Below are 16,466 nucleotides of genomic sequence, written 5' to 3' on the forward strand. Positions count from 1 at the left end.
CCCGCCAGCGCCCCGCCATCGGTAGAGCGCGAAGCTGAAGCGGGCAGGCTCGGAGCGTCGTAACCGAAGCTATCCCAGGAAAAGCGCTAACATTCTGTCGTCCGGAGTTGCGTCAAAACAAACAATTAGACCGTAAACAGCAAAATGCTCTAGGCCGACCGCTTTCGGGACCTCGCGGCTTTGCCTTTCTTCGACTGGCCGTTCTCTTGCGCCAGGCTCTTGCGTAAGATCTCGGCCAGGTTGACGACGTTCTCCTTCGGCCTTGGGACCGGTTTTGGCGGCGCCTTGCCTTTGCGCTTTGCTTCGATCATCGCGATCAGCGCGTCCTCGTAGGTGTCTTCAAATTTCGACGGATCGAAGCTGGTCACTTTCTTGTCGATCAGCAGGCTGGCGATTTCGATCAGGTCCGCATCGTATTCGACCTTCTTGATATCGGCGAACACGCTTTGCTCGGAAATCATCTCGCCGTGGCTGCGCAGCTCAGTTAAAAGCATGCCTTTGCCGAAGGGCTGAATCAGCACTTCGCGGCCACGCTGGTAAAGCACGACGCACGAGCGTGCCGCGACCTTCTTCTCGTCCATGGCCTTGCGGATGACTTCAAAAGCCTGGGCGGCAGCGCCGTCGGCGGGGATGAGGTAATACGGCTTTTCAAGATAGCGCGTGTCGACATCGCCGAGGTCGACAAATTCTCCGACTTCCAACGTGTGGTCCGATGTTAGCTTCAGCTTTTGAGCTCATCGGGCTCGACATGGATGTAGCTGTCTTTGTCGATTTCGAAACCCTTTACTTGATCCTCAGGCTCGACTTCCTCTTCGGTCGCTTCATCGATGTAGGCGCTTTTTACCGGCAAACCGTCCTTGCGATTGAGGATTTTGAAATGGACCTTCGACGCCTCGCTGGTGGCGCCGACGATCTTCACGCCACATGTGACGGATCCGACTTTCAAGAAGCCCTTCCAGGCGGCTCGTGGCGCGGTCATGCGGGTTCCTCGATGGCAGATGGCCAACAAACGGACGCCACCCGCAATTGTTCCAGCGAAGCCCGCCATCTGCGCCCCGAGGCGATCAAGGCATCCATCAATTCCGGCGGAACATTGCCGTCGCGATGAGGTTAGGCGCTCGACCGCCGACGCCTCGATGTCACCAGCTCAATACCGGTAGGAGATTACCCATGTCGCAAGCGCAAACCACCACTGACCATGACGAAATCCGCAAATGGGCCGAGGCTCGCAAAGGCAGGCCGGCTGTGGTTCGCGGGCGAGGAGAAGGCGGTGTCCTTAGGATCGATTTCGGCGAACCGGAGCAAGCGTTCGAAGCGATCGAATGGGACGAGTTCTTTCGCATCTTCGACGACAACGACCTTGCCTTCCTTTACCAGGACAAGACCGGCGGCGGCCAGACCAGCCGCTTCAACAAGTTCGTCGACCGCGACAAGAATCATTGAGGTCCGTCTGTGCCGGTCCAAACGGACGACCGTTCGAGCTTGGTCGGTCAATGCGAAAGGCGCAGCGGCGCTTGGCTGGACGACATCGCGCATAGTGCGGTTTGGCCAATCCTCCCTGGAGAGGTCCACTTGCCTTTGGTCTATGTCGCGGTTCGCCGGCTTTGTAGGTCTGTCCGTTCCGGCATGGTGACGCTTGGCTGAGGGACAGCTGGATCCGGCTCAGCCATGGGGCCGCATCACCACCTTGATGCAGCCATCCTGCTTGTCGCGGAAGGTTTTGTAGAGGTCGGGCCCTGCTTCGAGATCCGCCCTGTGGGTGATGACGAAGGAGGGGTCGATCGCGCCCTCCTGAACTTTGGTCAAGAGCGGTTCCAGGTAGCGCTGCGTATGGGTCTGACCCATCCGGAAGGTAAGCCCCTTGTTCATCGCGGCGCCAAAGGGGATATGATCGACCAATCCGATATAGACACCGGGGACAGAGACCGTCCCGCCCTTGCGGCAGCAATAAATGGCCTCGCGCAACACATGCGGCCTGTCCGTTCCGAGATAGACAGCCGCCTTCACCTTGTCGACCATGGCGTCGAAACTGGCGCCTGGATCAGATTCGGTGCCGACGCAGTCGATGCAGCGGTCCGGACCGCGACCGTCCGTCATCGCCATCAACGCGTCATAGATGTCGGAATTGCTGAAGTCGAGCGTTTGGGCCTTGCCGTGGTCCCGAGCCATGGCAAGCCGCTCGGGAACCTTGTCGATTGCGATAACGCGACCGGCACCGAGCATCCATGCGCTTTGGATGGCGAATTGGCCGACCGGACCACAGCCCCAGATCGCAACAGTGTCGCCCGGCTGGATTTCCGCATTCTCGGCCGCCATGTAGCCGGTCGGAAAGATGTCGGACAGGAACAGCACTTGCTCGTCATCCATTCCGTCCGGCACCTTTATAGGTCCGACATCAGCGAAGGGAACGCGCAGATATTCGGCCTGGCCGCCCCAGTAGCCGCCCACCAGATGCGAGTAGCCGAACAGGCCGGCGGGCGACTGCCCCATGACCTTGGCGGCCTGCTTGGCGTTGGGGTTGGAGCGATCGCACAGCGAGAAAAGGCCGCTTTTGCAAAACCAGCACTCGCCGCAGGAAATGTTGAAAGGCACTACGATGCGGTCGCCTTTCATGAACTTCGAATGACCGCGGCCCACCTCGACGACTTCACCCATGGTCTCGTGGCCGAGGACGTCACCGGACTTCATGGTCGGCATATAGCCGTTCATGAGATGAAGATCCGATCCGCATATGGCGCAGCACGTGACCTTTATGATGACGTCACGGTCATCCTCGATCGCGGGATCGGCGACCTGTTCGCAGCGAATGTCGCCTTTGCCGTGCCATGTGAGGGCTTTCATCGGTTGCTCCTGAGCTGGATGGCGGCCGATTCGATCGCACCGCGCCTATGATGGTAAACATGCGAGTCCGCCTACCGGTGGGCCGGCGACCTTGGCTGTTGTCCTGATGTCAGCCTCTCGAGGCCGACCCCGGTTCGGCCATCTTGCGGTGCTGCTCGGCCAGTGTGCCCGCAGGCGTGACATGAGCGGCGGCGACTTGGAGTTTGTTCTTCAAGCCGCTGATGACTTGATCCTCGCCCGCCAGCATGGCGTCAAACCCGACGCGGGCGACGTCGGCGGGATTGTCCTTCTCGTCGGTGCCGACCTTCGTATCCAACATCTCCGCACGCTCGAAGAAACGCGTCTGCGTTGCGCCCGGCATCAGCACGGTTACTGTGACCCCAGTGTCCTTCAACTCGTGCCGCAGCGCGATAGCGAAGGAATCGATGAAGGCCTTGGTGCCGTTGTAGACCGCCTGGAACGTGCCCGGCATGAAGCCCGCGATCGATCCGGTAAAGAGGATACGGCCGCGACCGCGCTTGACCATGCCCGCGGCCAGTTGATGGGCGAGATAGATCGTTCCGGTGATATTTGTGTCGACGATTCGACGAGCCTTCTCCCAGTCCTGATCGAGGAAGCCGTGGCCGAGGCCGCGCCCCGCATTCAGAAAAAGAAGATCGATATCCCGATTGCCGATCCGTGCGATCAGTTCATCGGCGCCCTCTACGGTTGCCAGATCGACCTCAAGCGCTTCCACGGCCACATCGTGCGATGAAAGCGCCTCGGCCGCCTGTTTGATGGCCGGCTCGTCGGCCGCGATGATCAGGTCATAACCAGCTTTGGCGCATAGTTTGGCCAGCTCCTTGCCGATGCCGCTAGAGGCCCCGGTGACCACCGCGCGTTTTGTTGCTTCCGTCATCTTTTCGCTCCTGGTTGCGCCCCAACCATCGCGCGGCAAGATTGTTCCTTAACCCCTGCGCCAGCGTCACATGGTGCGGCGACGCGCTTTGTGCCTGCCTGAAAGCCCGATCCAGGGTTCGGCAGCTGGCGACGGCACCATCAGCGTTGAGCGTCGATCACGATCGAGTGCGTCGGCGTAGAGATGGTCGAACTCCTTGCTCAGTTGCGCTTGTTCTGTCTGTCGCCGCAAGCATTCGCCTTGGCTCGAGGGCAGACAGCACGCCACATTTACTGATCGCCAAATCGACACGCTCGTAATCACTGGTGCGGCAGACTGAGGTGTGGATTTTGGCCCACGAAAGCCGATACCATCAATCGCCCCGAACTGGTTGATTCTAGACCGGAATTTAAAATTTCTGGCCAGTAATTTCGCTTTGGCTCGGCGGACAACTCTGTTCGACCTTCAATCGGAGTCCGTCGAACCCGCCCACGCAGAATCGCGCCGCCAAATTCGGGGCACCAACAAAGCGGAGTCCTTCAGTTTTGCGCTTGAGGGAACATTCTTTCACCAGCCTGGTTCGATCAACCATCGGCAAAACTTGGTCGCCGAACGGGGTTGTGCTCCCCACGAGAGCTCGCCGGTGCTTTCGCTGCTGGCGAGCTCGCCTATGCGCCAGGAGGGCGATCTGATGAACGAAGACTTTACTCCCAGACAATCCCGGCGCGGCAGGTACAGGGTTTTTGCCTGGAGCATCCCTGTCATCGCGCTCATATTCGTGTGCCTCATAGCCTTCTTCGTCTTCGCGCCCATGTCGAACGGATCTTGGCATACGGCGCCATTCAAGCGCGCTCCGGTCCAAAACCAAGGCGGCGACGCCCCTGCCAATACGTCGCCACCGCCCGGAGTGAAGAAGAGTCCCCAGGAGAACACCGAAATGCCTGATGCGCATTAGAGAAGAAGTCGCGCAGACGAACGTACGGCACGCCGGGCTCGTGGCTTGCCTTCGGTGTCAGAAAAACGCTTTCATAGCGGCGGCCAATGTTCTTGGCGGCCGTTTTCACCGATCGGGCTGGTTCGTTTTGCCTGCCAGCGCAAGATGATCGAAGCTCGTGCGTGCACTGCGTTGTGAATCTCTCTTGAGCACAGCGATCTCCCGCGTTCGGTCGTTTTTACGCATCGCTGAACAATTGCGGCGATCTCGGCGACAAGGGTACGCGCCCGCTCTCTCTCGGCCCTTGCTTTGGCACACAACAGTCCACATTCGGCTCGGAGTTTCTCGGCCCGATCTATAACAACGTTGAGGTCGTCACTGTCCTCCATCAGGGCGAACGTCAACAGGCTGCTGACGTTCCGGAACCCATGCTCTTTGCTACGGACTGCGATACCGCAGCGATCAAGTCGACGCTGCTCGGGCATCGGCCTCTTCGATCTTGTCCAGAATGGCCTCCGGCGCTACGTCGCGCTTGAGTTCCTCCAACTCGTCATAAGCTTGCGTGTCGACGTCCAGGCGCTTCGCGATCGCCTCGACAAGCCTGATGAGCTTGGTCGTCTCATGCTCATTCAGCAAGGATACCTGCAGATCGAGGTCTGCCCTGGCATCGTCCTCGGCCGCCATGCGATTCTGATTTATCAAAACGAAGGTCGACAGGAAGATCGCCTCGACCGAAGCGAACATGGCTAAGATGACCAGTGATGGGTCCCACGGCTTGGTAACGGTTACAATGCCGAGATTGAGGACAATCCAGGCGCCGAAGAAAACAAGGTGGATGTACACGAACGTCATGCTGCCGGCAAAACCACTGATCGCCGCAGCCGCGCGTTGCTGCAGGGATGCAGCCATGGCGTCTCGTTTCCGCCTCTCGACCAGCGCTTCTATGTTGCGCGCCAGAGCAGGGGCTAAGCCTTCGGGCGCCGGCGTGGTTGGGGTCAGATAGCTCGCGATGTTCGGGGCGCCCGTGTTACTCATTCTTGTCTCCCTAGGAAACCTCCTGTTCGGCCATTCGCTCCATTGGTTGGAACTGAGAGCCTGCGCAATTTGGCGACCGGGCTGCTCAACCAGCGAATATGAACCTCTTCCTTCGAAGCTCCCTGCGAACCAGATCGAGCAACCGTTTTGGTTCTCGGGCGGTTGCCAGTTCTCCGGTGATCTGAGCAAACCTGATCGGCACGAATAAGTTCCGGCGCTCGGCGAGTGCGCCACTCCGTCAGCGGCCGCCTTACAGGGACCAAGCTAGATCAGCGTTATCTCCATATAGCGGACAACAACCGTATCCTGCCTAAAGCGGCGCTCCAGATCACCGCGGCGACGCTTCCAGTCTTCCAGGTCCAGCTCGTCCGACATCACCTCGAAGATGACGATATCATCGCTGTCGGTGCCGGCCCCTTGCCGCCATAACCCTTCCGCGGGTGCCTGCAGAAAGGCCGTCACGCCTTGGAACCGACTCGCCAACTCTTGTTTGACGCTATCGAATTCCTCCCGCGGAAACGGGTTGCCCTGGTTGTCGGCGCGAGGCAGCAGAATCTGGATGAGGTACACGGCGCTATCGTCCACTTTGAAACGGGCAAATGTTTCTCTGACCCGGATCGAAGCGGCGTTTTATGACGCTCGCAACCTTCCAGTCGGTCGCAGGTCCGCTCATACCGGCATCGTCGGCCTTCCAGTCGGGTTGGGGTCGTCATCGCCAAGTTCAATTGCGAACACACAGACGACCCCAGTTTCTTCAAACATGATGCTCACCTTGCCAGCCGACTCGGGGCCGAGCAGCCTCTCCAGCATTCTTGTGCCGAAGCCTTTGCGCTTGGCAGGCGCGACTGGCGGGCCATTTTGTTCGCGCCACTCTATTCGAACTTGCCTGCTTCCAGCTTGACGGCTGAGCGTCCAGGAGATCGTTACGATCCCCTGATCGCAAGCCAGAGCACCATACTTGACCGCATTGGTCGTCAGTTCATGGAACCCGAGCGACAAAGACAATGCAAGAGTAGGGGAAAGCCAGACCGGGTCGCCGGAGAGGTGGCATCGCTCGCGTATGGCGTGGGGCGAAATTGCTGCCGTGATGACGTCTCTGAGGTCTGCGCCGCTCCAGTTTTCTTGCGTCAGTATATCGTGCGCCTTCGCCAGCGAGACCAGCCTGCTTGCAAGCGAGCGCCCCGCTTCGGGCAAGTTGTCGGCGTTGCGCAGGGTCTGGCTTGCAATGGACTGGACCACCGCCAGGGTATTCTTTACCCGATGGTTGAGTTCGTTGACGAGCAGCTTGCGCTGCTCCTCGCCGCGCTTGCGTTCGCTGATATCGAGACTGACCTGTACCGCACCTATCACGTTCCCGGTTGCGCCCCGGATGGGCCGCGCACTCGACAAAAGGGTGCGTTGTACGCCTGACGGCAGGATGTAGGTAAATTCCTGGTTGTCGGTCTGCTCGCCGCGCATCGCTTTGCTCAGGGGCCGATCCTCGCGATCCACCCTGTGACCGTCCTGCAGTGCGATCGTGTCGATGACCCTGTCCGGAGTGCCAAAGGATTTTCGAAGATCGGTAGGCAGCCCCATGAGCTCCGCCGCGAACCGATTGCGGATCACGTTGCGTGCTTGTGGATCGTAAGTGAACCAGACCGCAGCAGGGGCGATTTCCAGGACGGTTTCAAGCTCGAACTCCCGTTCGGCAAGTGCGCGTTCAGCGGCCAGCAGGGCGTCGGCGATGGCTGCGAATTCGGAGATCGCCGTCGACATGGGTGTAACAGGCCGGCCTTGCCCCAAAGCGTCAGCGCGGCTCGCCAGATCGCGCGCGGCACTGGCGAACCCCGTCCCGACCACATAGGCGAGGGCCGTTGAGATCAACATCGCCGCGAGAGCCATGGCCGCTATCGCGGTCAGAGACCGCCAAAGTGGGGCTTGGACGACCGACAGCGGTACGTTCGCCGTGTAGAACCAATCGGACGCGCTCGAGCGGTAGTAGCCGGCGAGCAAAGTCATGCCTTGAAAATTGCTGGCGGTGAAGGTGCCTGAGCGGCCTTCTATTTTCTCCAGATACGCAGGCAACCCAGGCTTGCCTGTCATTTCGTCGTGCAGCGTCGAGCGCGTCACATAAGTTCCCTGACGATCGCCGACGCCGATCGTCCAACCCTCTGGTACTGCCGGCATCATTATATCGCGGATGTGAGCGGTCGGAACCGATATAAGGAAAAGCCAGTTCTCGCCTTCAGGGCCGTGCACAGCAATTGCTACATCGATCCGAAATTCCCCCGAGACGGCATGGACGCTGCTGACGATTGGCAGGTTGGATTTGAGTTTGGCGAGGTCCGCAGCCGATATGGGTTCAACGGGGGGCAGGTGCGTCCCATAGGGAACCTGGGTGTTGATCAGTTGCTGACGTTCCAGGTCGCGAAGCACTATGAAGGAACGCGTCCCTTGTGTCAGGCGCACCGCTTCCGTCTGCAACGTCATCAGGTCACCTGCGGCCAACGCCGCGGATTTCGACAGACCCTTCACGACCGTAGCGAGGTTGTTGATCTCGCCCTCCACTACCAGTGACATCTGACGCGCGACCTGCAGAGCCTCTGTGTCGAAGCGGCTTCGCTCATTCAATGCATATTGAGTGAGGAGATAGGCTGCAAAGAGCCAGACAGGCACGACCGCCGCAGTAATCAGCCCCAGCAGATACGATCGCGATGACAGACGAGGCATTTCAATCCCCATGCCGCGTTCATCGCGGCTCGATCTTTACCGAGTAAATCATCTACTCGCAGGCAAGCAGGACCGAAATCGCATCCGCGAGTTCTTGTAAAAGGAAGGGTTTTTGAAGCGTCATGATGCCTCGAAAGCGCTCATCCAGGCCCCTAAGCCCGTACCCTGTGGCGAAAACGAACGGCGTACCCTTCTCCTGCAGCAATTGGGCGACAGGAAAGGATTGTTCATTTGCCAGATTGACGTCGAGGATGGCGAAATCGAAAATCTCCTCCCGTGCCATCTTCAAGGCGGGCGCAAGGCGCATCGCAGGGCCGACGACCTCGTGACCCAACTCGCCCAACATGTCTTCGACAAGCATGGCGACCAGCGCTTCGTCCTCAACGACCAGCACTCTTAGCCCCCGTGCATCAGCCAAGTGAGATCACCCTCAATTCAGTTTGCGTAAGAACCTGCCTGCGATCAGCATATCAAAAAAGGCATTTCGGAAGCCAAGGCAAGGTGGATGACCTTTCGAAAGCTTCAGGCTTCGCTAATAAGCCATGGAGAAATTATTTGTTCCGACAACCACGCGCCATTGCTGAAAACGTTGCAATGGCCTGGTCTGCGCCCGTCAGCTTGTCCTCTTTCGAAGGATCATGTCTCTCACGCCACGTCGCTCAAAGCCTGTCCATCATGCACGTCATACCGCGCAGAAGCGAGGGCGCTGAATTCATACTGATTGGCCGGTTCCGATCGTGAAAGGGCGAATGCCCCCCGTTGGCCGTCAATGATCAGATCCAGGAATGCATTCGCGACTTCCCTGGGCGCATTGACATGATTGCACTGCAGCAGGAAGTCCTGGCCTTCCGGATAACGACAATGAAGCCGGACGGCACCGCTGTGAACACCGCTTGGTTCGTCAACTCCGACCGTGGCCCAAGCAGCGGTTGCCTTCATCATTTGCCACGTCTGGCTTGCGTTGACCGTCAAGACTGAAAGCCGGCGGGCGCTGCAGCAGGCCTCGATGGCCGCAAGCGTCAGTCCAGACCCTATCAGCAACAGCGGCCGCTTGCTGGTGCCTGCAAGGCAGGGTTCCTGGCGCCACCAGCCAGGCCGATCCATGACAGGATGATCGAAGCGACCATGTTCGGCGAGACTTGCGATCGCCGAGGAGAGCGCGGTGGGGCGCGGAGTTCCGCCACGAACATCGAACGCGCCGCATTCATAGTAACCGCATTTTGCCGACAGCATCGAGTTCCAGTCGACGGCGCCGAACAGCGACCAGGCGGTGACGGCGCGAACATCGGCTCCGCTTTCCCGTGCGGCTTGCGCTGCTTGCCACCCCTCGACCAGCCAGCGGACCTGCTCGTCGCGCGTCGAACCATTGTGCAATTCCGTTACCGCGATTGGCAGGTGGTAGCGGTTCCAGACTTCGTCGATCCTCTGCCTCAACCCGGTGTCGTGACGCCCGACCGGCCGGACTGCCGCGCTGTCGACATAGGTGTCAATGCCATTGCCGCCCACTTGCTCGTCTGGATAGCGGTCGACATTCTCGTCGAGCATCCGGTCGCTGGTCAGGTAGTAGTCGAGGCCGATGACATCGGGAGGACACGGCTCCACAGCCAGATGCGAGAGATGTTCGACAGCCACTCCGGCGTCCAACAGGCGTTCGTAGAACGGATGCCGGCGGTCGACGCGCCCGGCCAGGAGATCCAAGGCGAGCCAGCGGCGCTCATTTTCATGGCTTGCCTGGTAAGCCAGGCGCTCGGTCGAAAAGATCCGTCCGAAATCTTCCGTCTGCACCAGGCGCGCCGCCGGAGCATGCGCTCGAATTGCCTTCATCGCGAGCGATGTCGCTCGGCATTGCGCCACCGTCAATTGGAGGCATGTGGCTTCGCTCGTACCGTGGGGATGCCAAACCCCATAGAGCCCACTGATGCGGGCGGTGGTAAGCGGCTCGTTGATTGGAGTGTAGAGATCTATCCAAGGGTAGCGGTGCGCCACCAGCGCGGCGTAGCGCGCAAACATCTCCGGGAAGTCAGGATCGACAATCTGAGACCATGACGGGCCGCTGCCATGATGCAGCAGGCCAGCGATTGGCCGCATGCCGAGTTGGCGAATGCGCTGCAGTCGAGCATCCGTCCAGCTCCAGTCGTACCGGCCTCGTTCACTCTCGACCGTTTCCCACAAGACCGGGTATCTAAGCGTTCGAATGCCCAGCTCCGAGATGAGATCAAGGTCGTCGATGCGATGGAAGTGGCCGGTTTCCTTCAACTGATCGCGCACCGTTGCGCCGATGTGAACATGACTGCATTCTACGCCACCCCAAATCTCGAGCGCGTCGGTCATTCGGCAGCCTTGGACTGCTTAGTAATAACCGCTGGAACGCTTTTTTGAATTTTTGCGAAGGTGGCCAGCGCCTGGCCGACGACCTGGTCCATGTTGTAGTAGCGGTACGTCGCCAATCGCCCGACGAACCAGACGTTGGGAACGGCCGCCGCAAGCGCTTCATACCGCTTGTAGAGCGCTTCGTTCTCGGGTCGCGGCACGGGATAGTACGGGTCGCCGACGTCGGTTGGATATTCGTAGGTAAGACTGGTACGGGGGCTTTGCTGCCCTGTCAGGTGTTTGTATTCAGTGATGCGGGTGTACTCTTCCGTTTGCGGATAGTTGACCACGGCGACAGGCAGGAACTGCTCGCATTCCAGTGTGACATGCTCAAATCGCAGAGAACGGTAAGGTAGGCGACCAAGCGACCAGCCGAAATACTCGTCCACCGGACCGGTGTAGATCATCCGGCGAAACGGGATCTTGTCGCTAATATCCCTGTAGTCTGTCTGCAGCATGATGCTGATTTTGGGATTGTCGAGCATGCGTTGGAACATGCGCGTGTATCCGCCGGCGGGCATTTGCTGGAAGCTGTCGCCGAAATAGCGATCGTCGCGGTTCGTTCGGGTCGGAACACGCGCCGTCACGGATTTGCTCAACTGGGACGGATCGACACCCCACTGCTTGCGGGTGTAGCCGCGGAAGAATTTTTCATAAAGCTCGCGGCCGACAGTACTGACGACCACATCTTCCGCAGTGCGAACCTCGGCCACGGTCTCGCGGCGGGAGACGAAGAAATCCTCCAATTCCTGCGATGTCAGATCGAGCCCGTACAGCCGGTTGATCGTGTCGAGATTGATCGGGATCGGCAGCAACAGTCCATCGACGCTGGAGAGTACGCGATGCTCGTAAGGCCGCCAGGCGGTGAATTGAGACAGGTAGTCGACGATCGACTGCGCGTTTGTGTGAAAATATGCGGTCCGTACCGATGGACCAATATCCCGGCCTCGTCGTAGCAGTCATATGCGTTCCCTCCGACATGGCTGCGCCTGTCAATGAGCAGGACGCTCTCATTGCGCTGCGAAGCGATGCGTTCCGCTAATACGCTTCCGGCAAAGCCCGCGCCCACAATCAGCCAATCGAACATGATTCAGGCGCTCCGGCGGAGCGGCAGAATATGTTTGGCTGAACGCACTCGCTCGATATGACCGGCCATGGCGACCCAGGTGTTCTCCCAGGACATATCCATCAAATAGGCATCGACTTGCGCCAGCTTGGCGTCGCGCGGACGTCTCAGCACCGCGCGCAGCGTGGTCTCGATATCTTCGGCGTCGACGATGTCAACGAGACCTTCCGCGCCGTAGGTCCGAACAACGTCCACGATGGCCGTGGAAATCAACGGGATCCCGGCCGCCAAAAATTCAGGCGTCTTCGTGGGGCTGATGTAGCGGGTGGAGGAATTCAGTACGAATGGCATCCAACCGGCATCCCAATGCCTGAGGTAGTGCGGCAGGTCTGCATATTCCTTCCCTCCTAGCCAATGCAGGTTGGCCGCCTGAGGCAATTCGTTGGGATCGATTTTGACCACCGGCCCGACCATGATGAAATCTACGTCAGGCATGCTACGTGTCGCCCGCACCACCAGGTCGAGGTCGAGCCGTTCGTCGATGACTCCAAAAAAGCCGACACGCGGGTGGGGTATGCCCTGTTGGTCGACAGGATCCTCGCCCGGCCCCTGGCTTGATGGAAGTGAGTGAAGTCGATGCTGCTCGGGAACGGATAGATCGAGGCATGCATGGCTCGTTTGGCCTCATACAGGCTCAGTCCACCGGTGAACACCACATCCGCTCGCTGGAACAAACGCCGTTCCATTTGCACCAGTTCGGCCGGTGCATTCTTGAACGCGGACAATTCATCCATGCAGTCGTAGACGCAGACATCGGCAAGCAGATGGTCACTGAACCGGAGGGCCATCGGGGTGTAGTACCACAGCGTCAATCGCCCCTGAGGGACGGAGGCTAGAAGACGGTCAAGGAGTTTTCGCTGAGAGCTTACCGCATCGTCAGAATTGGTCCCGATAGGGAGGATCGGCGTCAATACACAGATAGAAGGGGTCACATCATTGGCTCTCAAGAACGCCTCGGGCACCTCTTCAAAAGCGGGCTCCTCGAAATACAGAATTTTCTGAGTCTTCGACGCAATTGATAATACATGCTGAGGCCTTTGATAGACAAAATTCCACCTGAGGTGAGAAAAGCAAAGCAGTGTATGGCTATCTTCGGAAATTCTATTTGATGTAATTTTTCTGATATGATGGTCCATTGCAGAGTCCTCTGTCAGGCGCGATCGTTGTCCAAAACAGATGGTATTGGACGATCGGGACGTGATGTTTCATGGCCTAACTTGCCGAAGAGCAACTTTGTTCCACCCGCGTTTAAGCCACCCAGATGCCTTGCAGAATGCCCGGTTTGACTGAGCGCACAACGGAACAGTCACTGAGGAAACGGGAGACCGCGCGTCGTATGTTCGGCATTCTGATGCGTGGTCGATTTCCGCTCGGGCTGGTGGCGCGACTGAGCCCTGGCGACGCCGCGACGTCTGTCTGTCTCTGCAAGGTGGGTGTCGATAGACGCCACCTGAAGTGGCGAGTTATCAGCACCCTTTCAGGTCGCATCAGCGTGACGAAGACCAGCAATCTATAGGTGGAACATTTATCCAGCCGGGTGGTTCGGCAGGCCAACCATGGAGAAATGCTGATGTTCATGCACAATAAAAGGCTGCAATATACCGTCCGCGTATCGGAACCGAACCCACGCCTTGCGTGCATGATCATGGAGCAGTTTGGGGGCGCTGATGGCGAGCTTGCCGCAGCGATGCGCTATTTCACGCAAGGGCTGGGCGAAGATGATATCGGTCGCAAGGATATGCTGCTCGACATCGCCACCGAGGAACTGAGCCATCTGGAAGTCGTTGGCTCGATAGTCACCATGCTCAACAAGACCGCGAAAGCTCAGATGGCTGAAGGTCAATTGAAGGAAGCCGACCTTTACCTGATGATCGGTGCCAGCGGCACAACCGCCAAGGAATCCATTCTGTTCGGCGGCGCGCCTGCGCTCTGCGATTCAGCGGGCGTGCCCTGGACAGCGGCTTATGTCGACTCGCGTGGAGAGCCCACCGTCGATCTGCGCTCCAACATTGCCGCCGAGGCGCGGGCCAAGATCGTCTATGAACGACTGATCAACATCACCGATGATCCCGGCGTCAAGGACGCCCTAGGCTTCTTGATGACCCGTGAAGTGGCTCATCAGAAGTCCTTCGAAAAAGCCCTGTATGCGATAGAAAACAACTTCCCGTCGGGCAAATTGCCGGGGATCGAAAAATACGCCAGCATGTACGTCAACACTTCCCAAGGTGACGGCGATACCACTGGTCCGTGGAACTCAGGACCGGAATGGGACCGAGTTGACGATCTCGAAGAGGTCATGCCGGTGGATGGCGGAGATGGAACCGCGACCGTAAAGCTCGCCACCAAGGATAGCAAAGTGGTGGCCAAGATGGCTGAGCGAACCCTATCCGACCCGACCTCGGACCCGACAACGGGGGCCGATCTGGGCGCCGGACCCGGGGCCGGTCGAACCAAGAATGTCGATATGGGTGGTGCTGCCGATATCCAGGAAGCTGCAAACAAAGCAAGAGCTGGCCGGAAGCAGTCGTAGCAGCCAGCCGCTGGAAATCCTTACCGGGGACCCGGCTCATGCGGGTCTCCGACGACGAAGTTTGATGAGCACGAATATACCTGAAAGCCCGTCGGGGCGGCCGGGTCGTCGTGGCTTCGCGATGCGGTCAGATCACCGGCGACAATGCACACGCCGGGCCCAGTCGACTGGCCCATCGCGGACAACCCTGGAAGAGACAGATCCGGTTAAATCTAAAGCTGAAAACGCTAACGTCGAACCTGTGGATCAAAAACCCAGATCGACCAGGATCCGACGCCGGAATCAAGCACTGGCGTGAACAACATGGCACCGGCCAACACTGCCCGCCTCACCCTCGCGCGGTTCGCATGCCAGCTGTTTCGCGAGCCACCGTTGGTTGCTCTATGACAACTCACGAACACGCTTGCGCAAAGGCAACTCTCAGCAGCCTTTATCGGCCTCTCATTGCCTCCGGCCGGATTCCGCATGGCGTGGCGTGCCGGTTCATTTCCCGCGCGTGAGAGTCGGAACGATACGAACGCCCGCACATTAAGCTAAGCGGCGCAGCGTGCGAGGAGTCTGTATGTCGGCAAGGCATCAAAATGCATCGGCGGGCAGGGCAGGCAACGACGCTTCCATCGTCGATCTCATCCCCGCATTGCGAGCTTTTGCGCGTACATTTTGCCGTAATCCAGACGACGCAGACGATCTGGTGCAGGAGACCCTGACCAAGGGGCTGGCAAACATCGATCAATTCGAGACAGGCACTCGGATGAAATCATGGCTATTCACGATCATGCGCAACACCTTCTACACGCGTGCACGAACCGCCGCGCGGGAAGCTCCTGGCCTCCTCGATTGCGCATCATCGAGGCCCGTATCGGAAGCCACCCAGGAGTGGTCAGTACAAAGCAGGGAGGTGCACGGCGCGATTCAAAAGCTGCCCGAACACCAGCGTGAGGTCGTGATGCTGATCGGCGTGCTGGGAGTGAGCTATGAAGAGGCAGCCGAGATTTGCGGTTGTGCCGTCGGAACGGTGAAAAGCCGGCTCAATCGAGCGCGCGAAAACATTCTGCGTCACCTGGGCGAAAGCTCGCTGCAAACTTTGGTCGAGAGGCGCGGCAGCCACCTTTCAGATGGGCACCTCGACCTCGGGGCGGACCGACGCGGCTAGTCCGCCAACACGGGGGAAGAAACTACCGATACCTCAGCCCCCACCGCGGTGACACGAAGCTGTGACAACCAAAAACGCGACAGCCGGAAACATTGTCCAATGTTGTGGGTTAGGGGCCTCTAAAGGAAGGCATCCCGATGGCTCCAGAGCCTGCAAAGCCCGAAATCCGAGGACTTGCCCGAAAGCTGATCGGTGAGACCGGCATCACTGAAGCTCAAGCCCTCGAACTCATCAGCCTGCTCGGCTGGGATTGGTCGTCGCTTATTCGGGAGGCAAAAGCTATCCGGCTCGGCTCGCCGCCGGTTGTGTTGTAAACGCGTCTGCGCGTGCGAATGTCGATCAACTGGCCCGTGGCAGTGGAACGACAGGACGTGCGCCTGCAAGCAGTTCCTCTTCCCGCGTGACCCCAGCCTCGAACAGGGCGACCAGTCTGATAGCTATCGCCTCGGCAACAGGTGAACCGGGAGCGCAATGGTAGTCACAACACAACAAGTCGAACACGCGCTTGAGCAAATCAAGGTCGGAAGGATAGATTCCGGCTGTGCGATTTTGACGTATGAGCATACCTGTATCCTTTTCGAGGCAGAGGATGCGCTGCACGCCCGTGCATAGCGGTCGAGAGGCCTCAGAACGCACCATGGGCTCTTTGTGAAAGAGAGTCTGTGTACTTTGATGCAGCGCCAAAAAAAATAGCTGGGCATTTCGGAAGATAAGCGTGTCGAAACGCGTCGGCTGTCGCGCCCCTCCTCCCGGTGCTTCCCAGACATTGCCCGCCGCCGAAAGGCGGCCGGCTTTTTCATGATACGGCCACGCACTCGTAAGGCAGAAGTCGCCTCGTGTCAGCATCGATGCCAGCAGGCCTGCGTGCAATCTCTGCTCGCGGGCAACCTA

At 58.9% G+C, this 16,466-nt stretch carries 15 protein-coding genes and 2 pseudogenes; 4 read left to right on the plus strand and 13 right to left on the minus strand.

Going from position 1 to position 16,466, the window contains the following annotated elements; genetic code table 11:
- Nucleotides 1–149: 149 nt before the first annotated feature.
- Nucleotides 150–1,048: pseudogene (locus EJ077_RS32735) on the minus strand (Ku protein).
- 122 nt (nucleotides 1,049–1,170) lie between these two features.
- Here EJ077_RS32735 and EJ077_RS08035 point away from each other — a divergent pair.
- Entirely contained in the window at nucleotides 1,171–1,443 is a 273-nt protein-coding gene (locus tag EJ077_RS08035; RefSeq protein ID WP_208701006.1) for a hypothetical protein, read from the plus strand.
- A gap of 219 nt (nucleotides 1,444–1,662) precedes the next feature.
- Here EJ077_RS08035 and EJ077_RS08040 read toward each other — a convergent pair whose 3' ends face one another.
- The 3 genes from EJ077_RS08040 to EJ077_RS08050 form a co-directional block, all read right to left on the minus strand.
- Nucleotides 1,663–2,841, minus strand: coding sequence for a zinc-dependent alcohol dehydrogenase (locus EJ077_RS08040; protein ID WP_208701008.1), 1,179 nt, complete (start codon nucleotides 2,839–2,841; stop codon nucleotides 1,663–1,665).
- Nucleotides 2,842–2,950: 109 nt separating this feature from the next.
- Nucleotides 2,951–3,739 carry an SDR family NAD(P)-dependent oxidoreductase gene (locus EJ077_RS08045; RefSeq protein ID WP_208701010.1) on the minus strand — a complete coding sequence of 263 codons (789 nt, stop codon included), beginning with the start codon at nucleotides 3,737–3,739 and terminating at the stop codon, nucleotides 2,951–2,953.
- A 66-nt stretch (nucleotides 3,740–3,805) separates the two neighbouring features.
- Complete coding sequence (locus EJ077_RS08050; protein WP_208701012.1) at nucleotides 3,806–3,970, minus strand: hypothetical protein; 165 nt, start codon at nucleotides 3,968–3,970, stop codon at nucleotides 3,806–3,808.
- Nucleotides 3,971–4,061: 91 nt separating this feature from the next.
- Between EJ077_RS08050 and EJ077_RS31930 the strand changes: the two genes are divergently transcribed.
- Complete coding sequence (locus tag EJ077_RS31930; RefSeq protein ID WP_245458671.1) at nucleotides 4,062–4,673, plus strand: hypothetical protein; 612 nt, start codon at nucleotides 4,062–4,064, stop codon at nucleotides 4,671–4,673.
- Nucleotides 4,674–5,114: 441 nt separating this feature from the next.
- Here EJ077_RS31930 and EJ077_RS08060 read toward each other — a convergent pair whose 3' ends face one another.
- The 8 genes and pseudogenes from EJ077_RS08060 to EJ077_RS31940 form a co-directional block, all read right to left on the minus strand.
- On the minus strand, nucleotides 5,115–5,687 hold the full coding sequence (locus EJ077_RS08060; RefSeq protein WP_208701014.1) for a DUF1003 domain-containing protein: 573 nt from the start codon (nucleotides 5,685–5,687) through the stop codon (nucleotides 5,115–5,117).
- A 264-nt stretch (nucleotides 5,688–5,951) separates the two neighbouring features.
- Nucleotides 5,952–6,257, minus strand: coding sequence for a hypothetical protein (locus tag EJ077_RS08065; RefSeq protein ID WP_208701016.1), 306 nt, complete (start codon nucleotides 6,255–6,257; stop codon nucleotides 5,952–5,954).
- A 99-nt stretch (nucleotides 6,258–6,356) separates the two neighbouring features.
- On the minus strand, nucleotides 6,357–8,396 hold the full coding sequence (locus EJ077_RS08070) for a sensor histidine kinase (protein WP_245458672.1): 2,040 nt from the start codon (nucleotides 8,394–8,396) through the stop codon (nucleotides 6,357–6,359).
- 52 nt (nucleotides 8,397–8,448) lie between these two features.
- On the minus strand, nucleotides 8,449–8,757 hold the full coding sequence (locus EJ077_RS08075) for a response regulator (protein WP_208702936.1): 309 nt from the start codon (nucleotides 8,755–8,757) through the stop codon (nucleotides 8,449–8,451).
- A 284-nt stretch (nucleotides 8,758–9,041) separates the two neighbouring features.
- A complete protein-coding gene (locus EJ077_RS08080) occupies nucleotides 9,042–10,727 on the minus strand; it encodes a family 1 glycosylhydrolase (protein ID WP_208701020.1) in 1,686 nt (561 codons plus the stop codon).
- Nucleotides 10,724–11,853, minus strand: a pseudogene (glf, locus tag EJ077_RS08085) (UDP-galactopyranose mutase). The gene EJ077_RS08080 and the pseudogene glf overlap by 4 nt, the downstream one beginning before the upstream one ends.
- Nucleotides 11,854–11,856: 3 nt before the next feature.
- Nucleotides 11,857–12,327, minus strand: coding sequence for a hypothetical protein (locus EJ077_RS31935; RefSeq protein WP_416859542.1), 471 nt, complete (start codon nucleotides 12,325–12,327; stop codon nucleotides 11,857–11,859).
- Nucleotides 12,315–13,028, minus strand: a complete 714-nt coding sequence (locus tag EJ077_RS31940) for a hypothetical protein (RefSeq protein ID WP_245458673.1) — start codon at nucleotides 13,026–13,028, stop codon at nucleotides 12,315–12,317. The genes EJ077_RS31935 and EJ077_RS31940 overlap by 13 nt, the downstream gene beginning before the upstream one ends.
- A 434-nt stretch (nucleotides 13,029–13,462) precedes the next feature.
- Here EJ077_RS31940 and EJ077_RS08095 point away from each other — a divergent pair, with 434 nt between their 5' ends.
- Both EJ077_RS08095 and EJ077_RS08100 read left to right on the plus strand, forming a co-directional pair.
- Nucleotides 13,463–14,422: a manganese catalase family protein gene (locus EJ077_RS08095; protein WP_208701022.1), complete on the plus strand. Its 960-nt coding sequence runs from the start codon at nucleotides 13,463–13,465 to the stop codon at nucleotides 14,420–14,422.
- A gap of 562 nt (nucleotides 14,423–14,984) precedes the next feature.
- The gene (locus EJ077_RS08100; RefSeq protein ID WP_208701024.1) at nucleotides 14,985–15,575 is read left to right on the plus strand and encodes a sigma-70 family RNA polymerase sigma factor; all 591 of its coding nucleotides are present in this window, start codon (nucleotides 14,985–14,987) and stop codon (nucleotides 15,573–15,575) included.
- 339 nt (nucleotides 15,576–15,914) lie between these two features.
- Here EJ077_RS08100 and EJ077_RS08105 read toward each other — a convergent pair whose 3' ends face one another.
- Nucleotides 15,915–16,445: a hypothetical protein gene (locus tag EJ077_RS08105; RefSeq protein WP_208701025.1), complete on the minus strand. Its 531-nt coding sequence runs from the start codon at nucleotides 16,443–16,445 to the stop codon at nucleotides 15,915–15,917.
- Nucleotides 16,446–16,466 lie beyond the last annotated feature (21 nt).

This window comes from Mesorhizobium sp. M8A.F.Ca.ET.057.01.1.1 (genome assembly GCF_003952565.1).
Lineage (GTDB): Bacteria > Pseudomonadota > Alphaproteobacteria > Rhizobiales > Rhizobiaceae > Mesorhizobium.